Source organism: Kitasatospora sp. NPDC001540, from assembly GCF_042894345.1.
Lineage (GTDB): Bacteria > Actinomycetota > Actinomycetes > Streptomycetales > Streptomycetaceae > Kitasatospora > Kitasatospora phosalacinea_C.
The window spans coordinates 42235-56192 of sequence record NZ_JBIAVO010000001.1 but is presented as its reverse complement, the minus strand read 5'-3'; the positions used below and the strand labels follow the sequence as shown (position 1 = coordinate 56192).

The 13958-nt window shown below is 73.7% G+C and carries 14 protein-coding genes; 8 read left to right on the top strand and 6 right to left on the bottom strand.

The annotated features are described in order from the left end of the window. Positions 1-6 precede the first annotated feature (6 nt). Together ACFY00_RS00250 and ACFY00_RS00245 are read right to left on the bottom strand one after the other, a co-directional pair. Positions 7-1026 (bottom strand): aldo/keto reductase, encoded by a 1020-nt coding sequence (locus tag ACFY00_RS00250; RefSeq protein ID WP_388025580.1) that lies wholly within the window; start codon positions 1024-1026, stop codon positions 7-9. After that, positions 1023-1514 (bottom strand): MerR family transcriptional regulator, encoded by a 492-nt coding sequence (locus tag ACFY00_RS00245; protein WP_388025577.1) that lies wholly within the window; start codon positions 1512-1514, stop codon positions 1023-1025. The genes ACFY00_RS00250 and ACFY00_RS00245 overlap by 4 nt, the downstream gene beginning before the upstream one ends. A 117-nt stretch (positions 1515-1631) precedes the next feature. On the opposite strand from ACFY00_RS00245, the gene ACFY00_RS00240 reads away from it, so the two are divergent. After that, on the top strand, positions 1632-2462 hold the full coding sequence (locus ACFY00_RS00240; RefSeq protein WP_388025575.1) for a serine hydrolase domain-containing protein: 831 nt from the start codon (positions 1632-1634) through the stop codon (positions 2460-2462). Between the two features lie 164 nt (positions 2463-2626). Here ACFY00_RS00240 and ACFY00_RS00235 read toward each other — a convergent pair whose 3' ends face one another. Beyond that, entirely contained in the window at positions 2627-3457 is an 831-nt protein-coding gene (locus tag ACFY00_RS00235; RefSeq protein WP_388025572.1) for a pirin family protein, read from the bottom strand. A 247-nt stretch (positions 3458-3704) separates the two neighbouring features. Between ACFY00_RS00235 and ACFY00_RS00230 the strand changes: the two genes are divergently transcribed. The 5 genes from ACFY00_RS00230 (at position 3705) to fabF (ending at position 8647) form a co-directional block, all read left to right on the top strand. Next, positions 3705-4901 carry a PucR family transcriptional regulator gene (locus ACFY00_RS00230; RefSeq protein WP_388026548.1) on the top strand — a complete coding sequence of 399 codons (1197 nt, stop codon included), beginning with the start codon at positions 3705-3707 and terminating at the stop codon, positions 4899-4901. Positions 4902-4991: 90 nt separating this feature from the next. Further along, the gene (locus tag ACFY00_RS00225) at positions 4992-5930 is read left to right on the top strand and encodes an ACP S-malonyltransferase (RefSeq protein ID WP_388025569.1); all 939 of its coding nucleotides are present in this window, start codon (positions 4992-4994) and stop codon (positions 5928-5930) included. Next, positions 5927-6955, top strand: a complete 1029-nt coding sequence (locus ACFY00_RS00220; RefSeq protein WP_388025567.1) for a beta-ketoacyl-ACP synthase III — start codon at positions 5927-5929, stop codon at positions 6953-6955. Before ACFY00_RS00225 ends, ACFY00_RS00220 begins: the two co-directional genes overlap by 4 nt. An 82-nt stretch (positions 6956-7037) precedes the next feature. After that, the gene (locus ACFY00_RS00215; RefSeq protein ID WP_033250147.1) at positions 7038-7280 is read left to right on the top strand and encodes an acyl carrier protein; all 243 of its coding nucleotides are present in this window, start codon (positions 7038-7040) and stop codon (positions 7278-7280) included. Between the two features lie 98 nt (positions 7281-7378). Next, entirely contained in the window at positions 7379-8647 is a 1269-nt protein-coding gene (gene fabF, locus ACFY00_RS00210) for a beta-ketoacyl-ACP synthase II (RefSeq protein WP_388025563.1), read from the top strand. Positions 8648-8720: 73 nt separating this feature from the next. On the opposite strand, the gene ACFY00_RS00205 is transcribed toward fabF, so the two are convergent. Continuing rightward, entirely contained in the window at positions 8721-9215 is a 495-nt protein-coding gene (locus tag ACFY00_RS00205) for a DUF3145 domain-containing protein (protein WP_388025560.1), read from the bottom strand. Positions 9216-9502: 287 nt separating this feature from the next. After that, a complete protein-coding gene (locus ACFY00_RS00200; RefSeq protein ID WP_388025557.1) occupies positions 9503-10525 on the bottom strand; it encodes an NADP-dependent oxidoreductase in 1023 nt (340 codons plus the stop codon). A 91-nt stretch (positions 10526-10616) separates the two neighbouring features. Between ACFY00_RS00200 and ACFY00_RS00195 the strand changes: the two genes are divergently transcribed. Continuing rightward, positions 10617-11153 (top strand): MarR family winged helix-turn-helix transcriptional regulator, encoded by a 537-nt coding sequence (locus tag ACFY00_RS00195; RefSeq protein ID WP_388025554.1) that lies wholly within the window; start codon positions 10617-10619, stop codon positions 11151-11153. 197 nt (positions 11154-11350) lie between these two features. Further along, a complete protein-coding gene (locus ACFY00_RS00190; RefSeq protein WP_388025551.1) occupies positions 11351-12952 on the top strand; it encodes an LCP family protein in 1602 nt (533 codons plus the stop codon). Between the two features lie 81 nt (positions 12953-13033). On the opposite strand, the gene ACFY00_RS00185 is transcribed toward ACFY00_RS00190, so the two are convergent. After that, complete coding sequence (locus ACFY00_RS00185; protein ID WP_388025549.1) at positions 13034-13927, bottom strand: 1-aminocyclopropane-1-carboxylate deaminase/D-cysteine desulfhydrase; 894 nt, start codon at positions 13925-13927, stop codon at positions 13034-13036. Positions 13928-13958: the final 31 nt, after the last annotated feature.

The following is a 13958-nucleotide window of genomic DNA, read 5'->3' as shown; positions in this document are numbered from 1 at the left end:
GGGCGGTCAGACCTCGCGGGCGTCGGCGGTGGAGCTCATGTCGGCGTAGCGGCCGCCGGAGACCCGGTCGGCGATCGGCTCCAGCTCGGCCAGCTCCTCCTCGGTCAGCACCAGCCGGGTCGCGCCCAGGTTCTCCTCCAGCCGGGTGCGCTTGCGGGTGCCGGGGATCGGCACCACCGCGGTCAGGCCGTGCACCGCGGCGCGCTGGTGCAGCCAGGCCAGCGCGACCTGGGCGGCGGTCGCCCCGTGCTGCTCGGCGATCTTCCGGACCGGGGCGACCAGTTCGGCGTTGCCGGCCGCGTTCTCGCCGGTGAACTGCGGCAGGTGGCGGCGGAAGTCGCCCGCGTCCAGCTGCCCGGCGTCGGCGAACGCCCCGGTCAGGAAGCCCCGGCCGAGCGGCGAGTACGGCACCAGCGCCACGCCCAGCTCGGCCGCGGCCGGGACGGCGCTGCGCTCCACGCCGCGGGCGAAGAGCGACCACTCGGACTGCAGCGCCGCGATCGGGTGCACCGCGTGCGCCTCCCGCAGCTCGGGGCCGGTCACCTCGGACAGGCCCAGGTGGCGCACCTTCCCGGCCGCGACCAGCTCGGCCATCGCGCCCACCGACTCGGCCAGCGGCACGTTCGGGTCGCGGCGGTGCATGTAGTAGAGGTCGATCACGTCGATGCCGAGGCGCCGCAGCGAGGCGTCCACCGCCTTGCGGATGTACGCCGGGTCGTTGTTGATCCCCCGGTAGTGCGGGTCGTCGGCGCGCCGCTCGATGGCGAACTTGGTGGCCAGCACGACCTGTTCGCGGTGCGCCCGGACGAACGGGCCGATCAGCTCCTCGTTGGCGCCCGAGCCGTAGACGTCGGCGGTGTCGAAGAGGGTGACGCCCAGCTCCACGGCCCGCTCCAGGGTGGCCAGCGCCTCCTCGGTGTCGGTCGGGCCGTAGAACTCGCTCATGCCCATGCAGCCCAGGCCCTGCACGCCCACGAGCGGGCCGTCGGTGCCGAGCCGGGTGGTCTCGATGGTGCTGCTGCTCATGCGCTCTTCCTGTCCTGTGCGGAGTGCTTCCGTGTCGTCGCGTCGCCGGAGGGCGACCGGTCGTGCTCGGCGTAGTGGTCGATCTTCCGGTCGAGCAGGGCGAGCGTGGCGTGCAGGTCGGCGAGCCGTTCCCGCACCTGCGCGCGGTGCGCGACCAGCAGCTCCCGCCGCTCGGCGCGGGTGCCGTCCCCGGCCCGGATCAGCTCGACGTACCGGACCATGTCGGCCACCGACATGTCGGTCAGCCGCAGCTTGGTCAGGAACGCCAGCCTGGCCAGGTCGGCGTCGCTGTAGCGGCGCTGCCCGGTGTGCGTGCGGTCCACCGGCTCCAGCAGGCCGATCCGCTCGTACCAGCGCAGCGTGTGCGTGCTCAGCCCGCTGACCGCGGACACCTCGCCGATCCCGTGACGCGGCGTCAGGTCCGGTTCGGGGAGCGCGTTGCGGAACGCCTCCTCGCACTCCACCATCCGCTGCCCGGCCTCTGCCATGGTTCTCCGACCCCCGTCTCGACGACAACGACGACGCTACCGAGTTGGAGCGCACTCCAAGCAAGCCTGGCACGCCACCGGCCGTCCCGGGCGCGGCCCGCTGGGTAGAGTGCGCCCATGCAGAGCTTGCGGATGATCGAGGACTGGCCGGTACCCCACGCCGCGGCGGCGGTGGTCCGCGGGAGCGACGGCGCGCTGCTGGGCGCGCACGGCCCGCAGGAGCACCTGTTCCCGCTCGCCTCGGTGACCAAGCTGCTCAGCGCGTACGCCGTGCTGGTCGCCGTCGAGGAGGGCGTCTTCGAGCTCGACGACCCGGCCGGTCCGGCCGGCTCCACCGTCCGCCACCTGCTCGCCCACACCTCCGGCCTGGCCTTCGACGAGCACCGGGTGATGGCCGAGCCCGGCAACCGGCGGCTCTACTCCAACGCCGGGTTCGACGTGCTCGCGTCCGCCCTGGAGGACGCCTCCGGGATCCGCTTCGACCAGTACGCCGCCGAGGCCGTCTTCCAGCCCCTCGGCATGCACGCCACCCTGATCAACACCGCCCACCGCGCCCCCGCCGGTGCGGGCGGCCTCTCCACCGTCGCCGACCTCGTCCGCTTCGCCGCCGAACTGCAGTCCCCCAAGCTGCTCGACCCGGCCACCCTGCGCGCCGCGACCCGCGAGGTCGCCTTCCCCGGCACCAGCGGCGTCCTGCCCGGCTTCGGCCACCGCCGCCCCAACGACTGGGGTCTCGGCTTCGAGATCCGCGACCACAAGTCCCCGCACTGGACCGGCACCGCCAACTCCCCCGCCACCTTCGGCCACTTCGGCCAGTCCGGCACCTTCCTCTGGGTCGACCCCGCCGCCGACCTCGCCTGCGTCGCCCTCACCGACCGCGACTTCGGCCCGTGGGCGGCCGAGGTCTGGCCGCGGCTCTCCGACGCGGTCCTCGCCGAGAACGCGTAGCGTAAAACGCGAAGCGCGAAAGCAGGGGCGCGGGGAACGGCGCGAGCAACCCCGCACCCACCGCGAGGTCGCGGGGCGACGCCACCTCACCGCCCACGCCGCGACCTTGCTGACGTGCGCCTCCCGCAGCGCGCAGTTCCCCGCGCCCCTGGTTTCGCGCTCTCTCAGCCGTACTGCACGGGCGTGTGCATCTCCCACAGCAGCAGCTCCACCCCGTCCTCCCCCGCCGTCGGGTCCGCGAACGCGTCGCCCGTGACGCGGACGGAATCGCCCGGCCCCGCCGAGCGCCCGCCGCCCTGCGGGCCCGGGACGGTGCGGTAGCCGACCGAGCCGGAGACGACGTGGACGTAGCGGTAGGGAGCGGCGGGGAGGGTCGGCAGCGGCATCCAGGCCGGGGCGCGGACCAGCCACAGCGCCGCGTCGCCGCGCCGCAGTCGCAGCGCCCGCCCCGCGTCCGCCGGCCGGCCCGAGGCGAGCAGGGTGAGCCCGTCCCCCTCGGGGACCGGCGCGAGGCCGAAGCCGGGCGCGGCGCCGTACTCGTCGGGCTGGAGCCACATCTGGACGAAGGTGACGGGTTCGGTGGCGCCGCCGAGGTTGCGTTCGGTGTGGCTGATGCCCGTCCCGGTGGACTGCACCTGCACGGTGCCGCGCCGCACGACGTTCGCGTGGCCCGCGTCGTCGCGGTGGGCGAGGGCGCCGGAGACGACCCAGGTGACGATCTCGGTCTCGCTGTGCCGGTGGGCCTCGTACCCGGCGCCGGGGGCGAGGGTCTCCTCGTTGCAGGCGAGCAGCGCGCCGAAGGAGGTGTTCCTCGGGTCGTAGTGGCCGGAGAAGGAGAAGGCGTGCCGGGTGGTGACGCCTTCGGCGGGTTCCGACAGGTAACGCTCGGCGGCGCGCCTCAGGTCGGCACGGCCGCGCTCCTTCCGGACGGGGCCGGACGCCGGTTCGATGGTTTCGCACGCGTGCCCGTCGGGGGGCGGAGTTTCCACGCTCACGGGCACCACGGTAGCCGGTGTGACGGGTGCCACCGGGCGACATCGGGCCGGGTGTGCACGAGCACCCTCCGGCGTGAGGCAGGCTAGTGCCGTGCCCTCCGCTTCAGCGAAACCCGACAAGTCCTCCGACCGTTCGTCCGAGGAGCGCTCCGCCCCGGAGCGGTCCGCGGAGAAGGCCCAGGAGAAGAAGCCCGCCAAGCGCCCGTCCGGTCCGGGGCGGGCGGCCGCGGTGCCCGGCCGGGGCCGGATGACGGCCGAGGAGCGCCGGTTGGCGGCCGAGCGGGCGGAGTTGCGGGCGGCGACGCTGAAGCGGCTGGAGAAGTCGGCGGGGAAGCTGGCGTCCGCGGCGATCGCCCGGATGGACGACCAGTTGGCCTGGTACCGGCGGATGCCGCCGGAGCACCGTTCGTGGATCGGCCTGGTCGCCCAGGCGGGCATCGCGGCGTTCACCGAGTGGTACCGGCGCCCGGAGGCCTCGCAGGCGATCTCCACGGACGTGTTCGGGACCGCCCCGCGGGAGCTGACCCGGGCGATCACGCTGCGGCAGACCGTGGAGCTGATCCGCACCACCATCGAGGTGATGGAGGAGGCCATCGAGGAGGTGGCCGCGCCCGGCGACGAGGCGGGGATGCGCGAGTCGGTGCTGGTCTACGCCCGGGAGATCGCGTTCGCCACCGCGCAGGTGTACGCGCAGGCCGCGGAGGCCCGCGGCGCGTGGGACGCCCGACTGGAGGCGCTGGTGGTGAACTCGCTGCTGTCCGGGGACGCCGACGAGGGCGTGCTGTCGCGGGCGGCGGCGCTGGGCTGGGGCCAGCCGAGCCAGGTGCGGGTGGTGATGGGCAGCGCCCCGGACGGGGACAGCGAGCTGGTGGTGGAGGCGATCCGGCGCGCCGCCCGGTACGCGAAGCTGCACGTGCTGACGGGGGTGCTGGGCCGCCGCCTGGTGGTGGTGGTCGGCGGCGACAAGGAGCCGGTGCACGCGGCCCGGGCGCTGATCGGCCAGTTCGCGCCGGGTCCGGTGGTGGTCGGCCCGACGGTCGGCGACCTGCTGTCGGCGACCCGCTCGGCGCACGCCGCCGCGCAGGGCCTGAAGGCGTGCGCGGCCTGGCCGGACGCGCCCCGCCCGGTGCTGGCCGACGACCTGCTGCCGGAACGGGCGCTGGCGGGCGACGAAGTGGCGCGCCGTCAGTTGGTGGAGGAGATCTACACACCCCTGGAGGAGGCCGGTTCGGCACTCCTGGAGACGCTGAGTGTCTACCTGGAGCAGGCGTCCTCGCTGGAGGGCGCGGCCCGGATGCTCTTCGTCCACCCGAACACCGTGCGCTACCGGCTGCGTCGTGTGACAGACGTCACCGGCTATGCTCCGTCCGACGTGCGTTCGGCCTTCACCCTGCGCATCGCCCTTGCTCTGGGGCGTCTCGGCTCCGGGGCCGACCAGGGCTGAGCGGACTGTAGGGACTCCACAAGCCGACGTGCTTTTCTTCGTCATCGTCGCCTACCCGCCCCCGGGCGTCCGGCGAGAGAGGGTTGAACCGTGCTCGTTATCGTCGCCCCTGGACAGGGTGCCCAGACCCCCGGCTTCCTCAACCCCTGGCTCGAACTGGACGGCGCCGCCGACCGGCTGCGCCGGTGGTCGGCGACGGCCGGCCTCGACCTGGTGCACGCCGGCACCGAGGCCTCCGAGGAGGAGATCAAGGACACCGCCGTCGCGCAGCCGCTGCTGGTGGCCGCCGGCCTGGTGACCGCCGCGGCGCTGTTCCCGCAGGGCGTGGCCGGCGCGGTCGGCGCGGTGGCGGGCCACAGCGTGGGCGAGATCACCGCCGCGGCGCTGGCCGGGGTGCTGTCCGAGGAGGACGCGCTGGTCTTCGTCCGCGAGCGCAGCCTGGGCATGGCGGAGGCCGCCGCGGCGACCGCGACCGGCATGACCGCGGTGCTCGGCGGCGACCCGGAGGCGGTGCTCGCGAAGCTCGCCGAGCACGGCGTGAGCGCGGCGAACAACAACGGCGGCGGCCAGCTGGTCGCGGCCGGCACGCTGGAGCAGCTGGACGCGCTGAAGGCGGACCCGCCGGCCGGTGCGCGGCTGATCCCGCTGAAGGTCGCGGGCGCGTTCCACACCGCGCACATGGCCCCGGGCGTGGCCCGGCTGGAGAAGCTGGCGCCGACCCTCACGGCCGCCGACCCGGCCGTCGCGTACCTCTCGAACCGGGACGGCGAGGTGGTCGGCTCCGGCGCCGAGGTCCTCGCCCGCCTGGTCTCGCAGGTGTCCAACCCGGTCCGCTGGGACCTGTGCATGGAGACCCTGCAGCGGCTGGGCGCGACCGCCGTGATCGAGCTGTCCCCCGCCGGGACCCTCACCAACCTGGTCAAGCGCAACGTCAAGGGTGTCGCCACGCTGGCCCTGAAGACCCCCGCCGATCTCGACAAGGCCCGCGCCCTCGTGGCCGAGCACGGCGGCCAGGAGGAGAGCGCATGAGCGCGACCATCAAGCCGGCCACCGGCGCCCGGTTCTCCCGCATCCACGGGGTGGGCGGCTACCGGCCGACCCGGGTGATCCCCAACTCCGAGGTGCTGAACTGGATCGACTCCTCGGACGAGTGGATCCGCACCCGTTCCGGCATCGCCGAGCGCCGCTGGGCCGGGCCGGAGGAGAGCGTCGCCGAGATGTCGGTGCAGGCGGCCGGCAAGGCGATCGCGATGGCCGGGATCAGCCCGGAGCAGATCGGCGGCGTCATCGTCGCCACCGTCTCGCACCTGAAGCAGACCCCGGCGATCGCCACCGAGATCGCCCAGCGGCTCGGCTGCGGCACCGCCCCGGCGTTCGACATCTCGGCCGCCTGCGCGGGCTTCGGCTACGGCCTGAGCCTGGCCGACGGCATGGTGCGCGGCGGCAGCGCCGGGTACGTGCTGGTGATCGGCGTGGAGCGGCTGTCGGACCTGACCGACGTCACCGACCGCTCGACCGCGTTCATCTTCGGCGACGGCGCGGGCGCCGCGGTCGTCGGCCCGTCCGAGACCCCCGGCATCGGCAAGGTGGTCTGGGGTTCGGACGGCTCGCAGGCCGACGTGATCTCGCAGACCCAGGCCTGGGACACCGCCTTCGCCAAGCCGGACGCCGTCAACGGCACCGGCGAGGAGGCGAAGTGGCCGGCCCTGCGGATGGAGGGCCAGACGGTCTTCCGCTGGGCGGTGTACGACATGGCGAAGGTCGCCGAGCAGGCCCTGGAGGCCGCCGGGATCACCGCCGACCAGCTCGGCGCGTTCATCCCGCACCAGGCCAACATGCGCATCATCGACGCCATGGTCAAGAAGCTGGACCTGCCCCCGGGCGTCCCGGTGGCCCGCGACATCGCGGAGACCGGCAACACCTCCGCCGCGTCCATTCCGCTCGCCATGGAGCGGATGCTGGAGCGCGGCGAGGCCAAGAGCGGCGACCTGGCGCTGATCATCGGCTTCGGGGCGGGTCTGGTGTACGCCGCCGCAGTCGTTACGCTCCCCTAGGCGTTTTTCTCCGCCCCACCCCTGGAAACCCGCGTCGGTCCGCCGGACCGCACGCTGTCAACACCGAGAAGGAGCAGCCGAGATGGCTACCCGCGAAGAGGTTCTCGAAGGTCTCGCCGAGATCGTGAACGAGATCGCCGGCATCCCCACCGAGGACGTCGCGCTCGACAAGTCCTTCACCGACGACCTGGACGTCGACTCGCTGTCCATGGTCGAGGTCGTCGTCGCCGCCGAGGAGCGCTTCGGCGCGAAGATCCCGGACGACGAGGTCAAGAACCTCAAGACCGTCGGCGACGCGGTGGACTTCATCGTCGCCAACGCCTGACCTGCGGTCAGACCGGCCGGTCGGGGCGCGCCCGACGCGCCCCGGCCGGCCCCCTCCCCCTCCGGCCCTCCCCTCAGATGTGAGAGAAGAAGAAACCAGTGACTGCTGAAAACCGCACCGTGGTCGTCACGGGTATCGGCGCCTTCACGCCGCTGGGCGGCGACGCCGCCACTTTCTGGGAGGGCCTGCTGGCCGGCAAGTCCGGGGTCCGCGCCCTCGGCGAGGAGTGGGCGGCCGACCTGCCCGTCCGGATCGCCGCCCGGGTCGCCGTCGAGCCCGGCGAGATCCTGCCGCGCCCGCTGGCCCGCAAGCTGGACCGCTCGGCGCAGTTCGCGCTGATCGCCGCCCGCGAGGCCTGGAAGGACGCGGGCTACGAGGCCCCGGCCACCGACGACGCCAACCCGCTGGCCCCCGAGCGCCTGGGCGCGGTCATCGCCTCCGGCATCGGCGGCGTCACCACCCTGCTCGACCAGTACGACGTGCTCAAGGAGCAGGGCGTCCGCAAGGTCTCCCCGCACACCGTCCCGATGCTGATGCCCAACTCCCCGGCGGCCAACGTCGGCCTGGAGGTCGGCGCCCGCGCGGGCGTGCACACCCCCGTCTCCGCCTGCGCCTCCGGCGCCGAGGCGATCGGCTACGCGATCGAGATGATCCGCACCGGCCGGGCCGACGTGGTGGTGGCCGGCGGCACCGAGGCCGCGATCCACCCGCTGCCGATCGTCGCCTTCTCCAACATGATGGCGATGTCCAAGAACAACGAGGACCCGGAGCACGCCTCCCGCCCGTACGACAAGGGCCGCGACGGCTTCGTCCTCGGCGAGGGCGCGGGCGTGGTCGTGCTGGAGTCCGCCGAGCACGCGGCCGCCCGCGGCGCCCGGGTCTACTGCGAGGCCGTCGGCCAGGGCCTGTCCTCGGACGCCCACCACATCGCCCAGCCGGAGCCGACCGGCGCCGGCGTGGCCCGCGCCATCGACGACCTGTTCGCCCGCAACGACCTGGACAAGTCCGAGGTGGTGCACGTCAACGCGCACGCCACCTCGACCCCGCAGGGCGACACCGCCGAGATCAAGGCGCTGCGCCGCACCCTGGGCGAGCACCTCGACCACGTGGCGATCTCCGCCACCAAGTCGATGACCGGCCACCTGCTCGGCGGCGCGGGCGGCATCGAGACCGTCGCCACCGTGCTCGCGCTGTACAACCGGATCGCCCCGCCGACCGTGAACGTGGTCGACCTGGACGACGACATCGACGCCGACATCGTCCGCGACGAGGCCCGCAAGCTGCCGGTCGACGGCCGGATCGCCGCGCTCAACAACTCCTTCGGCTTCGGCGGCCACAACGTGGTGCTGGCCTTCCGCACCGTCTGACCGGACCGACGCCCCGGAGGGGGCCCGGGGTGCGAACCCCGGGCCCCCTTCCGCGTTCGCACCACCTGCGCGTTCACACCACCTGGTGCAGCCAGCGCACGGGCGCGCCCTCGCCCGCGTACCGGAACGGCTCCAGCTCGTCGTCCCAGGGCTTGCCGAGCAGCTTGGCGATCTCCGCCTCCAGGTCGCTGCCCTCGCTGCGGGCGCGCAGCAGCACGGCGCGGAGCCGGTCCTCGGGGATCAGGATGTCGCCGTGCAGGCCCGTGACGGCGTGGAAGATGCCGAGCGCGGGCGTGGAGGAGTACCGCTCGCCCTCCGCCGTGGCGCAGGGCTCGCTGGTCACCTCGTACCGCATCAACTGCCAGCCGCGCAGCGCGGAGGCGAGCTTGGAGGCGGTGCCGGGCTCCCCCTGCCAGGAGAGTTCGGACCGCCAGTGGCCCGGCGCGGCGGGCTGCCTGATCCAGTCGAGGTTGACCCGCACGCCGAGCACGCCCGCGACCGCCCACTCGACGTGCGGGCACAGCGCGCGGGGCGCGGAGTGGATGTAGAGCACACCACGTGTCGTCACCGGGACCTCCTGGCTGTGGACGAGGGTCGCCTTCCCCAGCTGCCTCGTGCCGTCACCGGTGGGTACCGGTAGGTGCTGATCCAGTTGCTACCCCGTGAAGCTCAACTTATTCGACATTAGGTCATCAAATCGAGCAAAACGGACAAGCTTTCCCCCCATGCTAGTCGGTTCCTCCGAGAGGTCTACCCTCACGGCCCCCACCTCCCCCGAACGGCCGCACGCGTGCGCCCCCACCGGGGATCGCGCTCCGGCGGGGGCGGGTTGACGGGCCGTCGGCCGACGCGGGGTCAGACCTCGACGACCATCTTCCCGGTGTTGGCGCCGCGCAGCATGCCGAGGAACGCCTCGACGGCGTTCTCCACGCCCTCGACCACGGTCTCGTCGGAGCGCAGCTCGCCGCTGCGCAGCCAGCCGCCGACCTCGGCGAGGAACTGCCCGCGCAGCGCGGCGTGGTCGCCGACGATCATGCCCTGCAGGCGCAGCCGCTTGCCGATGGCGAGCGCCAGGTTGCGCGGCCCGGTGGGGGCCCCGGTGTCGTTGTACTGGGCGATGGCCCCGCACAGGGTGACCCGGCCGTGCACGTTGAGCGCGCCGATCGCGGCCTCCAGGTGCTCGCCGCCGACGTTGTCGAAGTACACGTCGATGCCCTCGGGGGCGGCCTGGGCCAGCTGCTCGGCGACCGGGCCCGCCTTGTAGTCGAAGGCGGCGTCGAAGCCGTACTCCTCGACCAGGGTGGCGACCTTCTCCGCGGAGCCGGCCGAGCCGATGACCCGCTCGGCACCCTTGAGCCGGGCGATCTGGCCGACCAGCGAGCCGACCGCCCCGGCCGCGCCGGAGACGAAGACGGTGTCGCCCTCCTGGAACGAGGCGACCTCCAGCAGCCCGGCGTACGCGGTCAGGCCGGGCATCCCCAGGACGCCCAGGTAGGCGGAGAGCGGGGCGAGCTCCGGGTCGACCTTCACCGCGCGCGCGGCGTCCAGCGTGGCGTACTCGCGCCAGCCCAGCCCGTGCAGCACGGCGTCCCCGACCGCGAAGCCCTCCGCCGCGGAGGCCACCACGTACCCGACCGCCCCGCCGTCCATCGGCGCCCCGAGCGCGTACGGCGGGACGTAGGACTTCACGTCGTTCATCCTGCCGCGCATGTAGGGGTCGACGGAGAGGTAGGCGTTGCGCACCGTGATCTCGCCCGGGGCGGGGCGGCGGACGGGGGCCTCGACCAGGGCGAAGTCGGCCGGGACGGGCCAGCCCTGCGGGCGGGCGGCCAGGTGCCACTCACGGCCGGTGGCGGGGACGTCCTGCTCTGCTGCCATCAGATGCTCCTCAGGGTGAAATATTCACTTGCTAAAGCAATCGTGAGGATGAAAGGTTCATGTTGTCAAATGTTCAGCTAGACTCGGGAGCATGGCGCAGCGGGAGGAGCAGGTCATGGCGGAAGAACAGGCACCGACTGTCGACCCGATCACGCTGGAGGTCGTCGACCTGATGGCGCGCCTGGTCGGCCTCTTCCACCGCGAGTACGAGGAGGCCGCGGCCGCCCGCTCGCTCACCGGCGCTCAGGCCAAGGTGCTGGCGCTGCTGCGGCGCGGACCGATGCCGATGCGGCACATCGCGCAGACCCTCGCCTGCGAGCCCTCCAACATCACCGGCATCGTCGACCGGCTGGAGGGCCGCGGCTTCGTCACCCGCGAGTCCGACCCGCAGGACCGCCGGGTCAAGCTGGTCGTCGCCACCGACGCCGGGCGCTCCGCCTCCACCGAGCTGCGCGAGTCGCTGAACTTCGCCCGCGAGCCGCTGGCCGCCCTGGAGGGCGAGGAGCGCGCCCAACTGCGCGACCTGCTGCGGCGGATGCTCGACTCCACCGGCGCGGGCCCCGGCCCCGGTGGTGGTGCCGGTGGTGGTACTGCCGGTGCCGCTGGTGGTGCCGCGAAGACCGGCTGAACTGCCGTCGGCACCGAGGGTCGCGGCCCTTCCGCCGCCCGGTTCGAAGAAACTCTCGAAAAAGATGGTGCGCTTGTAACCATTCCGTGCGCCGAACCGTCCAAGTAGTGACGAGTACCGATCCGCAGTGCGGCGGGTCGGTCCAGTGCCTGCCCTCGGGCACCAGTTCCCGCTGCGCGCAGAGAGACGCCCGACCGATGACCGACGCCACGCAGGACGCCGCCCCGACCCGCTCCCGCGGCCGCCGAATAGCCCGGGCTCTCGGGGCCACCGCCGCCGCGCTGGTCGTCGCCGCGGCCGGCACGGGCGCCTGGTACTACCAGCGGCTGGACCGCAACATCACGACCTTCGCCCCCGAGGGCATCGCCTCCAGCCGCCCCCCGGTCGCCACGCCCGCGCCCACCGGCGGACGGCCCGTCAACGTCCTGCTGCTCGGCTCCGACACCCGCGAGGACGGCAACAACTCGCTGGGGGGCGGCGACGAGGGCGTCGGCCACTCCGACACCGCGATCCTGCTGCACGTGTACGCCGACCACAAGCACGCGGTCGGCGTGTCGATCCCGCGCGACACCCTGGTCACCGTCCCGCCCTGCCTGCTCCCGAACGGCACGTGGACCAAGGAGCGGGCCAACCAGATGTTCAACTCGGCGTTCACCGTCGGCGAGTTCGAGAACGGCAACCCGGCCTGCACGCAGAACACCGTGGAGACCCTGACCGGGCTGCGGGTCGACCACACCCTGGTCGTCGACTTCAAGGGCTTCGCGGCCATCACCAGCGCCGTCGGCGGTGTGGACGTCTGCGTCCCCAACGACGTGAACTCGTACGGCATCCACCTCGCCAAGGGGCGGCAGACCGTCTCCGGCCAGCAGGCCGTGGACTACGTCCGGGCCCGGCACGGGATCGGCGACAACTCCGACATCGGCCGGATGCTCCGGCAGCAGGCGTTCATGTCCTCGCTGATCAAGAAGGTGCAGGAGAAGGGCTTCGACCTGAGCACCCTGCTGCCGCTGGCCGACGCCGCCACCAAGTCGCTCACCGTCGACCCCGAGCTCGGATCGCCCTACAAGCTCGCCGAGTTCGCCCAGTCCCTGCAGGACATCCAGCTCTCCGACATCCAGTTCGTCACCCTCCCCTGGCGCTTCCAGGGCGAACGCGTCGCCGTGGTCGAACCCGACGCGAGCATCCTGTGGGGCCTGCTGCGCCAGGACCGCACCCTCGACGGCCGCAGCACCGGCACGGGTGCCGGTACCGGTGCCGTCCCGGGCGCGAGCCCGAGCCCCGGCGCCTCCCCCTCCGCGACCGGCGGCGCCCCGGCCACGGCATCGGCGTCGGCTTCGGCGTCGGCTTCGGCTTCTGCGTCGGGGGGCGCCGACGCCTCCGGCCAGACCGACCGCGCCCTGCTCGACGTGCCCGTCACCGTGCACAACGCGGCCAAGTCGGGCGGCCTGGCCGGACGCACCGCGCTCGGCCTGCGCGGCAACGGCTACACCGACATCACCATCGGCGCCGACACCCCGGCCCGCCGCACCACCCTGATCGAGTACGCCCCCTCCCGGCGGGCCGCCGCCGAACGGCTCGCCCAGCTCTACCCCGGCGCCGAACTGCGCTCCGCCGCCGACGCCGACGGCATCGTGCTGACCCTCGGCCAGGACCGCGCCCTCACCAACGCCCCCGACGCGGGCGCGGGCACGGGCGGCACCGCCTCCCCCGACGCCCTGCCCTCCAGCATCCCGTCCGGCATCGCCGACAACACCCGGCCCGCCGACACCGACCTCTGCAACGACCTCAGCTTCGGCTGACCCACCCGCCGGAACCGACCGCTCCGGGGCCCGCCGGTCCGGGCCAGCAGTCCCGGGGCCCGCCGGTCCGGTCCGGCGGGCTCACCGCACCGGGTCCGGAACTCCCGTCACCACCACCGTCACCCGGCGGCCGCGCAGGGCGCCCGCCCGCAGCAGCCCGTACGCGCCCCACAACGCCTTGGCCACGTAGCGGCGCTCCACCGGGACGCCGTATGCGTCCTCGAACCACCGGGCGAACCGTTCCAGCTCCGGCGGGACGCGCCCGTAGCCGCCGCCGTGCCAGTCGTGCGCCAGCCGCCAGTTGGCGAACTCGCGGCCGTACCCGGCCCGGTGCAGGGCCGTCACCTCCCCTTCCAGGTAGCCCTCCCCGCGCAGCACCGCCACGCCGAGCGCCCGCGGGCCGTCGGGCAGCCCCGCCGCGATCCCGGCCAGGGTGCCGCCGGTGCCGACCGCGCAGCACACCACGTCCCGCGGGCCGAAGTCCGGGTGTTGGTCGGCGAGTTCCCGGGCGATCAGCGCGGCGCCGCGCACGGCGAGGCCGTTGGAGCCGCCCTCGGGCAGCACGTAGTACCCGGCCCGGTGCTCGTGCCGACCCGAGGCCGCCTCCCGATAGGCGGAGCGCTCGACGAACTCCAGCACCATGCCGTCCCGTTCGGCCTGCGCCAGCGACCAGTTGCGCGGCCGCCCGGCGAGCTCGGCGCCGCGGATCACGCCGGTGCTGGCCAGCCCGAGCCCGTGCGCGGCGGCCGCGACCGCCCGCACGTGCGTGGAGTACGCCCCGCCGTAGGTGAGCAGCCCCCGGGCGCCCTGCGCGAGGGCCCGCTCCAGGTTCGGGGCGAGCTTGCGCCACTTGTTGCCGGGCACCGTCGGGTGCGCCAGGTCGTCCCGCTTGAGCCACAGCTCCGCGCCCGCCACGGCGAACTCCGGGTCGTCGACCCCGGTCAAGGGCGTGGGCAGGTCGGCGGGGAGGAGCATCCGCCCACCCTAGGGCCTCCCGCTCCGCCCG

What these genes read in the sequence shown, in the direction of transcription:
- ACFY00_RS00250 (WP_388025580.1), bottom strand. Translation starts at nt 1,026, where the DNA reads ATGAGCAGCAGCACCATCGAGACCACCCGGCTCGGCACCGACGGCCCG.
- ACFY00_RS00245 (WP_388025577.1), bottom strand. Translation starts at nt 1,514, where the DNA reads ATGGCAGAGGCCGGGCAGCGGATGGTGGAGTGCGAGGAGGCGTTCCGC.
- ACFY00_RS00240 (WP_388025575.1), top strand. Translation starts at nt 1,632, where the DNA reads ATGCAGAGCTTGCGGATGATCGAGGACTGGCCGGTACCCCACGCCGCG.
- ACFY00_RS00230 (WP_388026548.1), top strand. Translation starts at nt 3,705, where the DNA reads ATGACGGCCGAGGAGCGCCGGTTGGCGGCCGAGCGGGCGGAGTTGCGG.
- ACFY00_RS00220 (WP_388025567.1), top strand. Translation starts at nt 5,927, where the DNA reads ATGAGCGCGACCATCAAGCCGGCCACCGGCGCCCGGTTCTCCCGCATC.
- ACFY00_RS00215 (WP_033250147.1), top strand. Translation starts at nt 7,038, where the DNA reads ATGGCTACCCGCGAAGAGGTTCTCGAAGGTCTCGCCGAGATCGTGAAC.
- ACFY00_RS00200 (WP_388025557.1), bottom strand. Translation starts at nt 10,525, where the DNA reads ATGGCAGCAGAGCAGGACGTCCCCGCCACCGGCCGTGAGTGGCACCTG.
- ACFY00_RS00195 (WP_388025554.1), top strand. Translation starts at nt 10,617, where the DNA reads ATGGCGCAGCGGGAGGAGCAGGTCATGGCGGAAGAACAGGCACCGACT.
- ACFY00_RS00190 (WP_388025551.1), top strand. Translation starts at nt 11,351, where the DNA reads ATGACCGACGCCACGCAGGACGCCGCCCCGACCCGCTCCCGCGGCCGC.
- ACFY00_RS00185 (WP_388025549.1), bottom strand. Translation starts at nt 13,927, where the DNA reads ATGCTCCTCCCCGCCGACCTGCCCACGCCCTTGACCGGGGTCGACGAC.